The sequence below is a fragment of the uncultured Phascolarctobacterium sp. genome (genome assembly GCF_934190775.1).
Classification (GTDB): Bacteria; Bacillota; Negativicutes; order Acidaminococcales; family Acidaminococcaceae; genus Phascolarctobacterium_A.
This window is the reverse complement of sequence record NZ_CAKPTG010000002.1, coordinates 151,091-167,208: the sequence shown is the minus strand read 5'-3', so window position 1 is coordinate 167,208 and position 16,118 is coordinate 151,091. Positions and strand designations below refer to the sequence as shown.

17 protein-coding genes and 1 tRNA gene are annotated in these 16,118 nt (G+C 46.6%); 2 read left to right on the top strand and 16 right to left on the bottom strand.

Annotation, left to right across the window (positions count from 1 at the left end):
* Positions 1-131: 131 nt before the first annotated feature.
* Positions 132-1,319: an iron-containing alcohol dehydrogenase gene (locus tag Q0G26_RS01830; RefSeq protein ID WP_293828009.1), complete on the top strand. Its 1,188-nt coding sequence runs from the start codon at positions 132-134 to the stop codon at positions 1,317-1,319.
* A 111-nt stretch (positions 1,320-1,430) separates the two neighbouring features.
* Here Q0G26_RS01830 and rpmA read toward each other — a convergent pair whose 3' ends face one another.
* The 6 genes from rpmA to guaA all read right to left on the bottom strand — a co-directional run bounded on the left by rpmA (position 1,431) and on the right by guaA (position 6,570).
* Positions 1,431-1,724 carry a 50S ribosomal protein L27 gene (rpmA, locus tag Q0G26_RS01825; protein WP_021720615.1) on the bottom strand — a complete coding sequence of 98 codons (294 nt, stop codon included), beginning with the start codon at positions 1,722-1,724 and terminating at the stop codon, positions 1,431-1,433.
* Positions 1,725-1,729: 5 nt separating this feature from the next.
* Complete coding sequence (locus Q0G26_RS01820; protein WP_009145438.1) at positions 1,730-2,056, bottom strand: ribosomal-processing cysteine protease Prp; 327 nt, start codon at positions 2,054-2,056, stop codon at positions 1,730-1,732.
* A 5-nt stretch (positions 2,057-2,061) separates the two neighbouring features.
* Complete coding sequence (rplU, locus tag Q0G26_RS01815) at positions 2,062-2,373, bottom strand: 50S ribosomal protein L21 (protein ID WP_009145437.1); 312 nt, start codon at positions 2,371-2,373, stop codon at positions 2,062-2,064.
* Between the two features lie 129 nt (positions 2,374-2,502).
* The gene (locus Q0G26_RS01810; protein ID WP_293828006.1) at positions 2,503-3,918 is read right to left on the bottom strand and encodes an Rne/Rng family ribonuclease; all 1,416 of its coding nucleotides are present in this window, start codon (positions 3,916-3,918) and stop codon (positions 2,503-2,505) included.
* A gap of 121 nt (positions 3,919-4,039) precedes the next feature.
* Positions 4,040-4,792, bottom strand: coding sequence for an EFR1 family ferrodoxin (locus tag Q0G26_RS01805; protein ID WP_293828003.1), 753 nt, complete (start codon positions 4,790-4,792; stop codon positions 4,040-4,042).
* Positions 4,793-5,016: 224 nt separating this feature from the next.
* Entirely contained in the window at positions 5,017-6,570 is a 1,554-nt protein-coding gene (guaA, locus tag Q0G26_RS01800) for a glutamine-hydrolyzing GMP synthase (RefSeq protein WP_293828001.1), read from the bottom strand.
* Between the two features lie 378 nt (positions 6,571-6,948).
* Between guaA and Q0G26_RS01795 the strand changes: the two genes are divergently transcribed.
* Entirely contained in the window at positions 6,949-8,232 is a 1,284-nt protein-coding gene (locus Q0G26_RS01795) for a dicarboxylate/amino acid:cation symporter (RefSeq protein ID WP_293827999.1), read from the top strand.
* A gap of 103 nt (positions 8,233-8,335) precedes the next feature.
* On the opposite strand, the gene Q0G26_RS01790 is transcribed toward Q0G26_RS01795, so the two are convergent.
* The 10 genes from Q0G26_RS01790 to cysS form a co-directional block, all read right to left on the bottom strand.
* A tRNA-Thr gene (locus Q0G26_RS01790) sits at positions 8,336-8,411 on the bottom strand.
* 76 nt (positions 8,412-8,487) lie between these two features.
* Positions 8,488-9,291: an undecaprenyl-diphosphate phosphatase gene (locus Q0G26_RS01785; RefSeq protein WP_293827996.1), complete on the bottom strand. Its 804-nt coding sequence runs from the start codon at positions 9,289-9,291 to the stop codon at positions 8,488-8,490.
* 201 nt (positions 9,292-9,492) lie between these two features.
* Positions 9,493-10,587 carry an ATP-dependent 6-phosphofructokinase gene (locus Q0G26_RS01780; protein WP_293722834.1) on the bottom strand — a complete coding sequence of 365 codons (1,095 nt, stop codon included), beginning with the start codon at positions 10,585-10,587 and terminating at the stop codon, positions 9,493-9,495.
* 23 nt (positions 10,588-10,610) lie between these two features.
* Positions 10,611-11,075 carry a BREX-3 system P-loop-containing protein BrxF gene (gene brxF / locus Q0G26_RS01775; RefSeq protein ID WP_021720626.1) on the bottom strand — a complete coding sequence of 155 codons (465 nt, stop codon included), beginning with the start codon at positions 11,073-11,075 and terminating at the stop codon, positions 10,611-10,613.
* Positions 11,076-11,238: 163 nt separating this feature from the next.
* Positions 11,239-11,976 (bottom strand): RNA polymerase sporulation sigma factor SigH, encoded by a 738-nt coding sequence (gene sigH / locus Q0G26_RS01770; RefSeq protein ID WP_366517712.1) that lies wholly within the window; start codon positions 11,974-11,976, stop codon positions 11,239-11,241.
* A 107-nt stretch (positions 11,977-12,083) separates the two neighbouring features.
* Positions 12,084-12,602 carry an NYN domain-containing protein gene (locus tag Q0G26_RS01765; protein ID WP_293827987.1) on the bottom strand — a complete coding sequence of 173 codons (519 nt, stop codon included), beginning with the start codon at positions 12,600-12,602 and terminating at the stop codon, positions 12,084-12,086.
* A 12-nt stretch (positions 12,603-12,614) separates the two neighbouring features.
* Entirely contained in the window at positions 12,615-13,361 is a 747-nt protein-coding gene (gene rlmB / locus Q0G26_RS01760) for a 23S rRNA (guanosine(2251)-2'-O)-methyltransferase RlmB (protein ID WP_293689769.1), read from the bottom strand.
* Positions 13,362-13,370: 9 nt separating this feature from the next.
* The gene (gene thyX, locus Q0G26_RS01755) at positions 13,371-14,072 is read right to left on the bottom strand and encodes an FAD-dependent thymidylate synthase (RefSeq protein WP_293827985.1); all 702 of its coding nucleotides are present in this window, start codon (positions 14,070-14,072) and stop codon (positions 13,371-13,373) included.
* A gap of 44 nt (positions 14,073-14,116) precedes the next feature.
* A complete protein-coding gene (locus tag Q0G26_RS01750; protein ID WP_293827983.1) occupies positions 14,117-14,584 on the bottom strand; it encodes a ribonuclease III domain-containing protein in 468 nt (155 codons plus the stop codon).
* Entirely contained in the window at positions 14,584-16,029 is a 1,446-nt protein-coding gene (gene cysS / locus Q0G26_RS01745; protein WP_293827981.1) for a cysteine--tRNA ligase, read from the bottom strand. The genes Q0G26_RS01750 and cysS overlap by 1 nt, the downstream gene beginning before the upstream one ends.
* Positions 16,030-16,118 lie beyond the last annotated feature (89 nt).

The following is a 16,118-nucleotide window of genomic DNA, read 5'->3' as shown; positions in this document are numbered from 1 at the left end:
CTGATAGCCGTATGTCAGTCCTCTCCAGATTTGTTTTGAGAGAGACTGCCTACGACACTAGGCAGTCTTTTTTGTTATTACTTCATCGCATTTAGTCAATGCTAATTTATTACTCGCAAGGAGCTGACATTATGGAACATTTTCAGATTCACGCACCCACACAGATAATCTTTGGTAAAAATACCGAAAATGAAGCCGGTAAATGGTGTAAATATTACGGTGCCCACAAGGTACTTGTTCACTTTGGCGGCCACAGCGCTAAGAAAAGTGGCCTGCTTGACCGCGTCTGCGCCAGCCTGCAGGATGCAGGCCTGGAATACGTGCTGCTGGGAGGCGTTGTGCCCAATCCGCAGCTTTCCATGGTTAAAAAGGGCGTAGAGCTGTGCCGTGAGGAGAACGTTGATTTTATTCTCGCAGTCGGCGGCGGCAGCGTTATCGACAGCGCCAAGGGCATCGGCTACGGCCTTGCTAATCCCGGAGAGGTTTGGGATTATTACGCCAAGAAAAAAGAGATTACCGCCTGCGCTCCGCTCGGCGCTGTGCTGACCATTGCGGCAGCAGGCAGCGAGATGAGCAACTGCAGCGTTATTACCAACGAGGACGGCATGCTCAAGCGTGGCCTTTCTACCGATTACGGCTACTGCAAATTCGCTATAATGAACCCTGAGCTTACCTATACTCTGCCTGCATACCAGACAGCCAGCGGCTGCACCGATATCATGGTACACACCCTGGAGCGTTACTTTACCGCACCTGCCACACATCAGCTGGCACTAATCGACGGCATTGCCGAAACTTTGCTGCGCAACGTTATCCGCTATGCCAAAATCGCGCTCAAGGAGCCGGATAATTACGATGCACGCGCCGAAATTATGTGGAGCGGCACCCTGTCCCACAATGAAACTACCGGCGACCGCACCTTCGGTGACTGGTCCTGCCACCAGCTGGAGCATGAGCTGAGCAGCATGTTCGGTGTTGCTCATGGCGCAGGCCTGGCAGCAGTCTGGGGTAGCTGGGCACGCTATGTTTATAAAGAGAATGTAGGCCGCTTTGCACAGCTGGCAGCTAATGTTTTCCATATTCCCTATAACTTCCGTAATCCTGAAGCCACAGCTTTGGAAGGCATCGCAGCAATGGAAAGCTTCTTCCATCATATCGGTATGCCTACCAGCATTCACGAGCTGACAGGCAAGGACCTCACAGAAGATGAAATCAAAGAGCTGGCATATAAATGCAGCTTTATGAATACGCGCACAATCGGCCAGTTTAAAGTACTGACCATCGAAGATATGGAAAATATCTACCGCGCAGCAAAATAAACTGCTGTTAACACCAAAAAGCTTCCCCCTGCGGGAAGCTTTTTATACTTTAAGTACCTGAAATACAAAAAACTCCGTAACCCAAGGGTTACGGAGTAATTTTTATGAAGATTACATTGCTGCTTCTTCAACAGGATATACACTGATTTGGCGTTTGTCGCGGCCTTTGCGTTCAAATTTAACGCGACCTTCAACCTTAGCATAAATAGTGTAGTCCTTGCCCATGCCAACATTGTTGCCCGGATGGAATTTAGTACCACGTTGACGAACGATGATGCTGCCAGCGGTTACCAGCTGGGTGTCATGAGCTTTGGTACCCAGACGTTGTGCGTTAGAGTCACGACCGTTGTGGGAGCTACCAGTACCTTTTTTATGTGCATGTAATTGCAGAATAATTTCAAACATTACTTTCACCTCCTATGTTCTTGAATGCGAACATATTGCGGACACTGACGCGCTATTGATTCCACTCCATAAATCATGGTTTGCAATATAGCCTCTGTCAGGTCGGTAGGAGCACTGTTCAATGCTACCTCGAAGATTCCGTCCTCCTGATTAACGACATAGGACGGATTGAGTTTCAAATGTTTTTCCAAGCCAAGCAAGGGAGCCTGTGTCAGAGCGGAAACCGCACTGCAGACAATGTCTGAGCCTTCTTCGCTGTAACCTGCATGACCACTGACCTTATAGCCGGTAATCATACCCTGCCTGTTCCTGAATAAATCAACACTTACCATAAAAATTATGCGTTAATAGCGGTGATTTCAACAGTAGTGAACGGTTGACGATGACCTTGACGTTTACGGTAGTTGGATTTAGCTTTGTATTTGAAAACGAAAATTTTGTCTGCTTTGCCGTGTTCAACAACTTTAGCAACAACTTTTGCACCTTCAACTACGGGCTTGCCAATCTTAACATCAGCATCATTTACAACGGTCAGAACTTCTTCAAAAACTACTTCAGCGCCAACTTCTGCGTTCAGTTTTTCAACTTGCAGAGTTTCGCCTTCGCTTACGCGGTATTGTTTGCCACCGGTTTTGATAATTGCGTACATCTATTGCACCTCCCTTAATGATAGACTCGCCAAATACGGTACCCTGACGCCAGGGATTTTCAGAACCTCTCTGCGCGGTTGGGGACGGACCAAATCAGTCCATACTGGAATATTTTACCTTAATGTCTGCTATTTGTCAACACCGCTGTTATCTAAAATCATAAAACTTTCTACATGCAGGGAAGCATCTGCCTCAACCTTCAGGGTGCAGGCCAATTCTCTTTCCCAAGCACGCAAATCCTTGCTCACAAGCCACTCTGCCAGCCATGGATTAGCAGTAATCAAAAGATTCTTTGAGCTGCTGCGGCGCTTCAGCAAAGTACGCAGGCGACGCTTAATTTCCAAAGAAAGATTTTCTCTGCTCTGCACACGTCCGCTGCCGTTGCATACCGGGCAAGGTGTATATAATACGCTTGATAAATTCTGACGCGATTTTTTTCTGGTAATCTCCACCAGATTCAGTACCGTGATATCCTGCACCTTTGGATGCATTTTATCACCCTTCAGCGCCTGCTGCAGCGAATTCATAATCTCTCTCTTGTGATTATCGGTATGCATATCAATAAAATCTACTACGATAATGCCACCAATATCACGCAAACGCAGCTGACGCGCAATCTCCAGCGCTGCCTCGCGGTTAATCTGCATAATCGTTTCTTCCAGATTTTCGCGACCGCTGAACTTGCCGCTGTTGACGTCAATAACAGTCATAGCCTCGGTGTGATCGATAACAAGATAACCGCCGCTCGGCAGAGTCACCTGTCTGTCGCTGATGCTGGCAACTGCTTCTCCCTGCTTATGATATTCAAAGATATCCTCCAAACCCTGATACAACGTTACCCTGATATCCTGTGCCTGCGGCATCTCGGCCAACAGCTCTTCCACACGCTTATAAATAGGCAGATTATCAATCACGATTTCCGTCAGCTCCGGACGCAGATAATCGCGCACAATACGGATAGGCAGATCAAGCTCACGCCTCAACAGACAGGGAGCCTTCGCTACACGCTCACGTGCCGCCAGCACCTTCCAGTCAGCCGCCAGCTCCTGCACGTCGCGCTCCAGAAGCTCACGCGCAACACCGGTCGCCGCCGTGCGCACCACAATACCCATGCCGGCAGGACGCACACCCTCGCAAATCGTATTCAGACGCTCGCGCTCCTCCTTATCGGTAATCTTACGTGAAATGCCCACATAATCCGCCTGCGGCAGCAGTACAACATAGCGTCCGGGCAAGGTAATTTCGCGGTTAGCGGTAGGACCTTTAGTACCGCGTGCATCCTTAGATATCTGCACTATCAGGCTTTGGCCTTCAGTAACGTCCTTTTTATTACCTAAATACAGAAAAGCGTTTTGTTCCAGACCGATATCAACAAAAGCGGCCTGTATGCCACGGACTACATTGCAGACCTTTCCCTTGAACACACTGCCTACAAGATGCTGCTCTTCCTTGCGCTCTACCAGATATTCCATCAATATTCCGTTTTCCAGCAACCCCATACGGGTTTCGTCTTCGTTGGCGCTTATAATTATTTTAGCTATCATCGCTACTCTCCGCTCTTAAATAATCATGATATTATATTGTAGCATAAATTGCGCCTGCTGGCAAAAGCAACGGCATTTCTGTATGTTAAAAATACATTAAAGCGCATCTAAGCAAAAGCTCTTAGAAAAAGGTTTCATTCTTGTTTCTGACAGCCTTGAATGCAGCAAGCATATTATCTGTTTTCTGCTGCAAGGGAGGCGGAAGCATTCTTGCCTGCTTAGGACACGCATGAATACAGGCCATGCAAAGAATACATTTTGCTGCATCCGTAGCCATCTTGCCGTCCACAATCGCAATAGCATCTGTCGGGCAGATTTTTGCGCATGCGCCGCACGCTGTACACGTTGGCAAAGAAAGCGGCGCTGCCGCTACATTCATCTCCGGCTTATAGGGACGATTACCGGGAACATGAACATTTTCTGCGGAAGTACTGTTCTTCACTGCTTCGGCAAATGTACGGATTTCTTTTATATCCTCCGCATCCGGTCTGCCTGCGCCAACCTCCGGTACAATAGAATGCTGCGCCACAAAGGCTGCAGATGCTATTACCGTAAAGCCGCCTTGAATCAGAATATCATTCATCTCCAGCAAAGCATCTTCATAGGCTCTGTTGCCGTAAACTGCAATAGCTACGGCCTTCTTCCCCTTACCGGCAAGCGTTTTTATTTTTTCACGCACGACAGAAGGAATTCGTCCGGCAAATACGGGCGCTGCAACAATAATCAGCTCACCCTGCGGCTGCTTCGTCGGCGTTTGCTTATCTCCCAAATCATGCCACACTACATCTTTGCCTATGGCAGCGGCAAAAATATCGCTTATCTTTTTCGTTCCTCCCGTGGGACTGAAATAATAAACCTCCATTATATCTGACATTTTTCGTCCTCCCTTGCTTTGCACATACTTATAATAATTTTAGCTGCAGCCTCTTCGAAAAGTTTTTCCTTTTGAGCAATAATTATGCATCACTTGATATTATTGTAAAACAAAAAGCAAAATATGGCCAGCGCATAAATATATACAGACGCAAAAATCCCTTAGCTATGTGTGTTCTACTCACAGCTAAGGGATTAGTTTTTACTATTGTAATGTATCAGAAATTATTCGAACTCAATAGTAGCAGGCGGTTTGGTGGTATAGTCAAAGAGTACGCGGTTGATATGCTTAACCTCATTGACAATACGGTTAGCAGCAGTAGTAATAGTTGCCGGCGGCAGCATGGTTACTTCTGCAGTCATGAAGTCGGTAGTAGTTACCGCACGCAGAGCGATAGCATAATCATAGGTACGCTCGTCACCCATAACGCCTACGCTGCGCATATTGGTCAGAGCTGCAAAGTACTGGCTCGGACGCTCGCTCATCGGCAGCTTGTCTACCTCTTCACGATAAATTGCATCTGCATCTTGTACGATAGCAACCTTTTCCGGAGTTACATCGCCGATGATACGGATTGCCAGACCGGGGCCCGGGAACGGCTGACGTGCTACCAGATTTTCAGGCAGACCCAGCTCACGACCGGATTGACGAACCTCGTCCTTGAACAGATCACGCAGAGGCTCAACGATTTCCTTGAAATCGACAAAATCAGGCAGACCGCCAACATTATGATGACTCTTAATAGTTGCAGATTCGCCGCCGAGGCCGCTTTCTACAACGTCAGGATAAATGGTGCCCTGTGCCAGATAGTCAACCGCACCGATTTTCTTAGCTTCTTCTTCAAATACGCGAATGAATTCTTCGCCGATAATTTTACGTTTGCCTTCCGGAGCAGTTACGCCTGCCAGCTTGCCGTAGAAGCGTTCGCGTGCGTCAACGCAGATAAAGTTGATATCGAACTGACCACCTTCACCGAAAACAGCGCAAACCTCTTCACGCTCGTTTTTGCGCAGCAGACCGTGGTCTACAAATACGCAGGTCAGCTGCTTGCCGATAGCCTTAGCCAGCATAGCGGCACAAACGCTGGAATCAACACCGCCGGACAGTGCGCACAGAACCTTGCCATCGCCGATTCTTTCTTTCAGCTCGGCAACCGTCTGCTCTACGAAGGAATCCATTTTCCAGGTACCTGCACAGCCGCAAACATTGTAAACGAAGTTGCTCAGCATCTTGGTGCCGTTTTCGGTATGCAGAACCTCGGGATGGAATTGAACGCAATATAATTTGCGTGCTTCATCCTCTGCAGCAGCAACCGGGCAGTTCGGAGTGCTGGCAACAATCTTGAAGCCGGGAGCTGCGGTTTCGATATAATCATTATGGCTCATCCAGCAAACATTCTTCTCGGAAAGGCCGGCGAACATCGGGCTGGTGGTGTCGAGGTCAACAACGGTTTTGCCGTATTCGCGCTCAGGAGCTACGCATACATGACCGCCGAGCATATGCATCATCAGCTGGCTGCCGTAGCAAATACCAAGAACAGGAACGCCCCAGGTATAGATTTCCGGATCAATAGTAGGAGAATCCTCCAGATAAGCGCTGTTAGGACCGCCGGTAAAAATAATACCCTTCGGATTTTTAGCCTTAATTGCTTCCAGGCTATGCTTATAGGATACGATTTCGCAGTACACGCCGCTTTCACGTACGCGTCTGGCGATTAACTGGTTGTACTGCCCGCCAAAGTCAATTACGAGCACCATTTCTTTTGCATTGTTTTGCATCAATCCTTCACTCTCCTTCAAAAATAAACATGCTGCTTGAAGTGCAGTTATGTAAAAAATTATACGTTTTTAATATATTATAGATTACCATAAACGGCATGAAAATGCAATGAAAATGCTATTGCAGCGCCCATCTGACTTGTTTTGACTAAAGAATACTGCGTGGTGTTGATGCAAAATGCTTTTCTACAATAAATATTGATGAAATACAGCGAAACAAGCTAAACTTCAATTAATATTCCCGCCTACTAAAGAGGCATTTACATATTTTTCAGAAAATGCTATAATATTCTTTAGGTATGTCGCAAGGCTACCTAGGGAGTATTAGCTGCCAGAAATTCTAAAAAATCTGACAGCACCTATTTTAGGAGGGATATAATGCAGCAAAATGCAGATGTGAAGGATTTAGCACAAAAAGTGATAAATCAAAACAAATCACAAAACAACAAAAGTCAATTTATTCTATGGATGGGCGCACTTGTAGTCGGTGCTGTTCTCGGTTATATGGGAATCAAACCCCTGAATGAATTATTCAATTTCATCGCTACCGTTTATACACGCCTCTTCCAATTTATCGCCGTACCTACCATTGCTTTAGCCGTAATTACCACATTGGCTGCTTTGGGAAGCAAAAAAGAAACCGGCCAGATTTTTGCTCACGCCGTAGTTTACACCTTTTTGACTACTGTTTGTGCAGCAGGCATCGGTCTTGCTATCTATCTTTGGGTAGCTCCCGGCAACCTGCCGGCAGAAATTGTCGGCAGCGGCATGTCCAATGTACCGCAAAATCTTGGCAAGTTAAGCTACTATGACCACATTTTAAATGTTATTCCTAACAACATGCTGCAGCCGTTCCTCGCAGGCAACGTGCTTTCCGTAATGCTGATTGCTGCTGCTATGGGTTTAGGTCTGGCATTTATGCCTAAAACCGAAAACAGAGAAGCTCTGCTGAAAGCAGTATTAGGCTTCCAGGAGCTGCTGTTCACTCTTATTAAAGCGCTACTGTTCGTACTGCCTCTCGGTATTCTGGCATTCGCAGGTCAGCTTTCCGCACAGATTGAAGCCGGCGTAATCGTTGGCGCTCTGGGCAAATACACTCTGGTTATCATGGCCAGCAACTGTGTTCAGTTCTTCATCGTTCTGCCTATCTTCCTGCTGGCAAGAGGCCTGAACCCGATTGATGTATTCAAGAAAATGTCTCCGGCAGTCGCTGTTGCACTGTTCACCAAGAGCTCCGCAGGCACCCTGCCTGTAACCATGGCGTCCGCTGAACAAAACATGAAGGTTAACAAAGCTGTTTCCCGCTTTGTACTGCCTATCTGCACCACCATCAACATGAACGGCTGCGCTGCCTTCATTTTGATCACTTCCATTTTCGTTATGCAGAATGCAGGCTTTGAGCTGTCCATGACCACCATGCTTACCTGGCTGCTGGTATCCGTACTGGCTGCTGTCGGTAACGCAGGCGTACCGATGGGCTGCTACTTCCTCACCCTGTCTCTGATGAGCGGCATTGGCGCTCCTATCGGTATCATGGGTATCATCCTGCCGATTTATACCATCATCGATATGGTTGAAACCGCCGAAAACGTTTGGTCTGACTCCTGCGTTTGCGCAATGACCGACCACGATCTCAAAGGAAAAATTGCTGAAGAAGAATAAGCTGTAAAGCAAATAACTGCTAATTCGCTGTGAATTAGCAGTTATTTTTTTGCAGGAAAAACAAAAACGCCGTCAGATAATCATCTAACGGCGAAAAATTCATTGGAGCTGGCAATAGGAATCGAACCCACAACCTGCTGATTACAAATCAGCTGCTCTGCCAATTGAGCTATGCCAGCACAAAATTCTTTTATTATTATAAAGGATAAAGCCTGTTTTGTCAATACTTTCGCAAGCAAAGATTTTAGAGCAGGCTTACATGTAGAAATACCAGTAGGTGAAGCCTGCGAGCAAAATACGATAAACAGCAAAACTGGTCAAATCATACTTATGCAGGAACTTCAGGAACCACAGCACCGAAGCATAGGCAACAACAAAAGAAACCACAAAGCCAATTGCCAACACCTGCAGGTCTCCAACAGAAAGGCTGCTGAGATTTTTCAGCAAATCATAGATGCAGGCTACAAACATCAGCGGCACAGCAATCAAAAAGGTGTAGTTTGCTGCAGCATTACGCGTCAGGCCAACGAGCAGGCCGCCGGCAATCGTACTGCCGCTACGGGAAAACCCGGGCCACAGGGAAAGGAATTGATAAATGCCAACCCATACTGCCTGACGGATAGAGATTTTATCAACATCATCCACCAGCTCAGCCTCACGGCCTTTAGTCTTATATTCTGCAAACATCAGCAGCAAGCCACCTAAGAAAAGGCCAATTGCTACTGTAAAAGGAGAAAACAGATACTCCTTGATATAGTGATAGAGGAAGAAGGCTATCAGCATAACAGGCACGATACCGGCAGCTACGTGCCAGACAGAAAGTCCTTTGTTGATGTCCCAACCATCCTTAGTAAAAAATCTGGCAAAGCGCTCTTTGTAAATAAAAACAACAGATAAAATGGCACCCAACTGTACAAACACATCAAAAACATCTGCCAGCTGGCCTTCAAAGCCCAACACGTGACCGACAATAATCATATGACCGGTAGAAGAAACCGGCAAAAATTCCGTCAGACCTTCGACAATACCCACAATAACAGCAATTAAATTTAAGTCCATGATTTACTCCCTTTCGCAAACACTAAGCCTTTTTATTATACTCTGAATCACGCTTAACTGCAATGAAATCTCACTATTTTTTAAAATTTTTCACACTTCTTAAAGCTTCCAGATAAAAAACAGAGGATGGTGCTAACACCATCCTCTGTAATATAAAATTCTTATCTTAATCTGGGGTTAAATCTATTAATCAAGTTTAAATTAATCGCCAAAGCACAATCCCAGCTGGCGTCCTGTGCGAATGATTTCGCTGTCTACAGGAACCTGACGCGGTTTGGATGCTGCCTTTTGAATAAAGACGGTAACAATCTGATCATGGTACAGTGAAACCATAACATTATATTCACGTCTCAGGCAAGCCTCTGCTGCTGCCACACCGTAACGCGTTGACAGCACACGGTCAAACGCTGTAGGCGAACCGCCACGCTGCAGATAACCTAATACGGTACAGCGTGATTCGATGCCTGTCTGCTCTTCAATGGCCTGCGCCACCTTTTCGCCTGCACCGCCAAGGCGGATTGGCTCAAAGCTGCCCTCGACCATACGTGCGATTGACATCTCGCCACCCTCAGGGCGTGCGCCTTCGGCAACAACAACAATACTGAAATTCTTGCCGGCAGCTTTACGTGCCTGAATCTTAGCAATCACCGGTTCCAGCTTATAAGGAATTTCCGGTAGCAAAATAACGTCCGCACCGCCGGCAATACCACTGTGCAAAGCAATCCAGCCGGCATAACGGCCCATAACCTCCAACACCATAACACGGTGATGTGATTCGGCTGTAGTATGCAGTCTGTCAAGCGCTTCGGTAGCCATAGCCATAGCAGTATCAAAGCCGAATGTCCGCTCTGTGCAGGGCAAATCGTTATCAATAGTCTTAGGCACACCAACAACCTTAATATCGCATTCACGCGCCAGCTCAGCACCAATATTCAAGCTACCGTCGCCGCCGATAACAACCAAGGCCTCTATATCGTATTTGCGCAGGTTTTCAACTACCTTTTCGCGCATATCCTTATATACAAGCTCACCATTTTCTTCAACAGCAAAATGGAAGGGATTATCACGGTTCGTAGTGCCTAAAATTGTTCCGCCACGCGGCAAAATGCCGGATACTGCAGCATAATCCATTAATTTGAGATTATCGTTTATCAGACCGTTAAAGCCATTGAGTACGCCATAAACCTCACAATCGTTCTGCAGGAAGGTTTTTACGACTGCACGGATTACAGCGTTTAATCCCGGGCAGTCACCTCCGCCGGTCAAAACAGCAAAGCGACGTTTTTTCTGCTCCATATCAAGCCTCCGCTTATTAACTATTAACCTTCTACGTTCCAGATCTTAAAGCCATCGGGGCTGATACGGATAGCTTCGGTACCGTCAAATTTGTCATAGCACAGGTTACCGTTATCAATGTATCCTGGCCATGCGGTTACGATGGTAAACTTTTTGCTCAGTTTACGCATCAGACTGTCGGTATTGATGTGGAATACAGGTACAAACAAGGTCTGCAGTCTGTCAAGAATGATAACATCAGCATTATAGCTTGCCAGAATGTCCGCAAACATATCCGGAGCATACAAGCCTCTGTCAGCAGCCGGAATTGCCAGGAATTCCTCACTGATCAGCATACGGCAGTCAACATAGGTCCATTTTTGAGATTCTGCAGCTTCACGCAGCACTTTGCTTTTGCCACTGCCCGGTTTGCCGGTAACAATAACAACATTTCCTTTGTCGGCCTGAGCCTCTGCTACAACCTTCACTAATTCTTCAACTTGATTCATTTGAAAAACCTCCTCTAACACCGAAGTGTCAATTTTGCTTTACTAACTTGTTAATATATCTATTCGCTGTACTTGCGTAAAATCCTCTTAATAAAAAAACACCATTCTGAAAATTTCAAAATGATGTATATTTTTGTTACAGTTTTATCAATTATCCGCAGTTTCAGGAATTTTTATTCTTAAAACGCTCATACGGATCAATCGCCAGCAGTCCGCTGTAAACTGTACGCAGGTCAGTAATGTCTCCTTTGCTGATGATATATTTTTCAAGTTTACGCTTTACACGCTGCAGCGCATTATCAATAGATTTGATATGACGCCCCAGCTCAGCAGCAATTTCCTGATAGGATTTGCCATCAAGATAGCTCATCAGAACCTTCCATTCCAGGTCACTGAGAATTTCATTCATCTTGCTTTCAATATCGCTGAATTCCTCACGACTGATAATCATATCCTCCGGATTAGCAACCTTCACACCGCTGATGACATCAAGCAGTGTACGGTCACTGTCCTCCTCGTAAATAGGCTTGTTAAGCGATACATAGGAGTTGAGAGGAATATGCTTCTGTCTGGTAGCAGTTTTGATCGCCGTAATAATCTGCCTTGTTACACACAACTCAGCAAAAGCGCGGAACGAAGCCTGCTTATCAGCACGAAAATCACGAATAGCCTTATATAGACCAATCATGCCTTCCTGAATGATGTCTTCGCGCTCGGCACCTATTAAAAAATAGCTACGAGCTTTGGCTCTGACGAAGTTTCTGTATTTATGCAGCAGATATTCCTGTGCTAAAACATTATCATGCTGCTGTGATTCTAAAACGATTTCCTCATCAGTCATTTTTGCAAAAGCGTCATTAGGATCGTTTTGCATTACAGTATCTGTAGCCATCAATAGCATATCCTCCGTCTATTTATCTATCTGCCACTGTCTTGCAAAACAGTTATCGCAAATTTTTCATAACAAAAGCGTTAGTATTTTTATTATATCCCGAGCAGTGCTTTACGTCAACTTTTATCCCGGCGCAATTTTTCCAAATGCGCCAACACATGTCCGCTCACCCTGCCGCCAAGCTCATTTCTGTTCAAGGCGCGTCTGGGAACAGCCAAACGATTGGCGATTTCCTTTTTTGCCTTATAATACTGCTCACGAAATTCTCGGGAGGAAATACGGTAGGCACCTGCTCCCAAAATGTTAATCTGCTCCGCGTAGTCACTGGTGACAACAAAAACCTTGGCCTGTACGTGCCGCAACTCATAGGTGCGACGTTCAATCCAGGAATCTGCTGTTTCACCTTCATTAGTAAAAACAACATCAATGCCATGAATCTTTTCGGACGCAGCAACGCCTGCCACCTCCTGCGCATCAAAAACTACGATGGCACGATACCCCTTAAAGGCAGCATATTCTGCCACACCCGCTACCAAAAGCTCGCGTGCATGCTCCAGGTTTTCCTGGCGGAGCTGGGCAAAATCCTTCCAGGCGTTAATTACATTATACCCATCAATTATCAGATATTCGCCCATGCCTTCACCTCTTTAGAATTGATGTCGTTGACGCACTACCTCGTACATCAGGACAGCACCAGCTGCCGATGCATTCAGCGAATTAACGCCGCCATTCATAGGAATGCTGACAACATCATCACATTTTTGTTTAACCAGTCGTCCTAAGCCTCTGCCTTCAGCGCCAATTACCAGCACAATCGGACCGCTCATATTGGCAGCATAAAAATCAACGCCATCCATATCAGCGCCCACAACCCAACAACCACGCTGCTTAAGCTCTTCAATGGTCTGGGCGATATTGCCGATTTGCACAACCGGCACATATTCCACCGCACCAGCTGAAATTTTAGCAACAACAGCATTCAGTGGACAGCTGCGGCGACGCGGCATCAATACACCATGTACGCCTGCTGCGTCGGCACTGCGGATAAGCGCGCCCACGTTTTGCGGATCCTGCAGCTCATCAAGCAGCAGAATAAATGGCTCTTCATTTTTTTCTGCTGCACGGGCAAAAACATCATCCAGGGTGCGGAAAGCTATCGGCGCCGCCAAAGCAGCTACGCCCTGATGACGCAGGCCCTTAGCCAGCTTATCCAGCTTTTCGGCCTTTACAGTCTCTACAGGCACGCCCTTTTGCTTTGCCAAAGCAATGATTTCTCCCAGGCTGCCGCCATGAGCACCTTCCTGCAAAAGTATTTTATTTATTGAACGCTGACTGCGCAAGGCTTCACTAACCGCATTACGTCCAGCTATTAAATCATTATTCTGCTCAGCCATAGTTTCTCCTTACTGCTTTTGCTCTGCCTTGGCTTTTGCTGCCAAAATTGCCTGCAAGCGTCCGCAGGACATAGCGCCCTCATGACAAACGCCTTCAGATACACAAGTCGGACCTGCATTTTCGAAAATAACCGGCGCTACAGCCTGGCATTGGCGCAGCATCTCATTAGCCAACGCACGGATTTCCCATTGTGCACGTGTGCAACAGCGCAGGCTGAAGAAATTCAGCAGAGAACGCGCGTTAAACGTGCAGACAATCTTCGTCTCTGTTGCGTTAGGCAAAATATAACGAGCATCCTCAGCAGGAATACCTAGCGCAATAAATTCGTCATACATTGCCTGAATTTCAGCCATCAGCTTACCAAACTTTGCCTTAGCCTCAGGTTTGGAGGCAATAGAAGCAGGCACAATTGTTTCAAAATCATGCTCCTTCACATAGCGCTGAGATTGCTGGGAATAAGAAGCAATACGGTGGCGCACCAGCTGATGTGTCAAAACGCGGGATACGCCTTCAATCGCAAAGGTAAAGGTTACATGCTCCAGAGTAGACAAATGCCCCATGCTTACCAGCTTACGTACAAGGTTCGCTGCCTGCTCATCGCTGATTCTTTCTTCCAGCTGAGCAGCACCAATCGGAGAATAGCACAAGCGTGCGCTCATTGCCACAGTACGCTCCGGCTCCGGCGTATGACGTACTAATTTTACCATCATCGTTATCATCTCCTCTCTTTATTTATAGGCAAATAGAGGGGGTATTATTTCTTTTGATTTTCCTGCATATATTTGCTGATAATTTCAAAGGAAAGATCCATAACCTCCTGCAGGCGCTCCTCACGTTCTTCGAGGAAAAGCCAGCCCAAAAGTGCTTCAAAGGCTGTTGCCATCCGGTATTCATGTACGGAGGCACTTTTCGGCACCATCGACTTGGCATTGCGTCCGCGGCGGAAAACAACGCTTTCCTCCTCGCTCAGACTCGCTTCCAGCTGTTGCATTGCCTGACATTGGCACACTGCTGAAACCATCTTGGAACCGATGTCATGCACAATGCGTACATGCTTGGAGTTTGGCAAAAGGCGCAGACGTACATACATAGAAAATACTACGTCACCGATATACGCCAGTAATATAGGATTTATTTCCTTAGTTGCAGGAAAAGGAGCACCGGCAGCCGCACAGGCTGCCAGGGCATGCTCCTTTAGCATTTTGTATTGTTCAAATTTCATTATTGCTTAGACCATTTTACGCCTTGCGGAGTATCCTGCAGCACAATGCCGATTTCATTCAGCTTGTTGCGCAGCTCATCTGCCAATGCGTAATTTTTGTTTTTACGTGCATCCTGACGCATAGCAATAAGCATTTCCACCAGCTCAGCTTCCTTGCTGTCGCCTGCTTCTTCTGCAGCCGGAGCAGCAGTTTTTTCCAGTACGCCGATGATAGAGCAGGTTTCTGCAAAGACATCGTTGAACATAGCAACCAGCTTGCCGTCAGGTTTAATGCCGGCATCAACAACTGCCTTATGGTAAATGTTGATTTCCTTAGCCAGGGCAAACATATGGCTGATAGCCAGCGCAGTATTGAAGTCATCGCGCATAGCTTCCATAAATGCTTCACGCAGCTCTTTAACCTTCTCGCGCAGTGCCAGGCTTTCGGCAGTCGGGCCTGCACTCAGCATTTCGCTCAGCTCGCCCAGTGTTTCCTGTGCCTGACGCAGACGTGCAAGGCTCTTTTGTGCTTCGGTAAGACGTGCATCGCTGAAATCCAGCGGGCTGCGATAATGAGTCGAAACGATGAAGAAACGCAGAGTTTCCGGATCGTAATGCTCTAAGATATCAATAACCATGAAGAAGTTACCCAGAGATTTGGACATTTTTTCTTCGTTAACGGTAATAAAGCCGTTATGCAGCCAGTAATGTACGAAAGGATGAATACCGGTGCAGCCTTCAGACTGAGCAATCTCATTTTCATGATGCGGGAAGATCAGATCACTGCCACCGCCATGGAAATCAAAGGTTTCGCCCAGATATTTCATGCTCATGGTAGAGCATTCAATATGCCAGCCGGGACGACCAGGTCCCCAGGGACTTTCCCAGGCAGGCTCGCCCGGTTTAGCAGATTTCCACAGCGCAAAATCCATCGGATTACGCTTGCGGTCATCAACGTCTACACGTGCGCCGGCCAGCATATCTTCCAGATTACGGCCGGAAAGCTGACCATAGTATTTGAATTTTTCTACACTATAGAAAACGTCACCGTCAACAACATAGCCATAGCCATTGTCAATCAGGCATTGCACGGTAGCGATAATATCATTGATATGCTCGGATACGCGCGGATAAACATGTGCACGACGTACATTGAGCTTATCCATTACTTCAAAGTAGGAATCAATGTAGCGGTTGCAGATATCATACCATTGTACGCCTTCTTTATTGGCAGTGTTGATAATCTTGTCATCAACATCGGTAAAGTTCTGTACATGGGTTACGTCATAGCCTTCATGCTCCAGGAAGCGGCGGATAACGTCCCAGGTTACGAACGGACGCGCATTACCAACGTGCGGATGGTTGTACGGAGTAACGCCGCAAACATAAATGTTGGCTTTGCCGGGATGAATAGGTACGAATTCTTCTTTTTGTTTGGTGAGAGTGTTGTATACTTTAATAGTCATAATACTTCTCCTCTGACACCCCTGGTCATCGCCTGAAGGCGATGACAGTCCCGGTATAGACTAAAATTTACTTATCAGTCGCATTTATA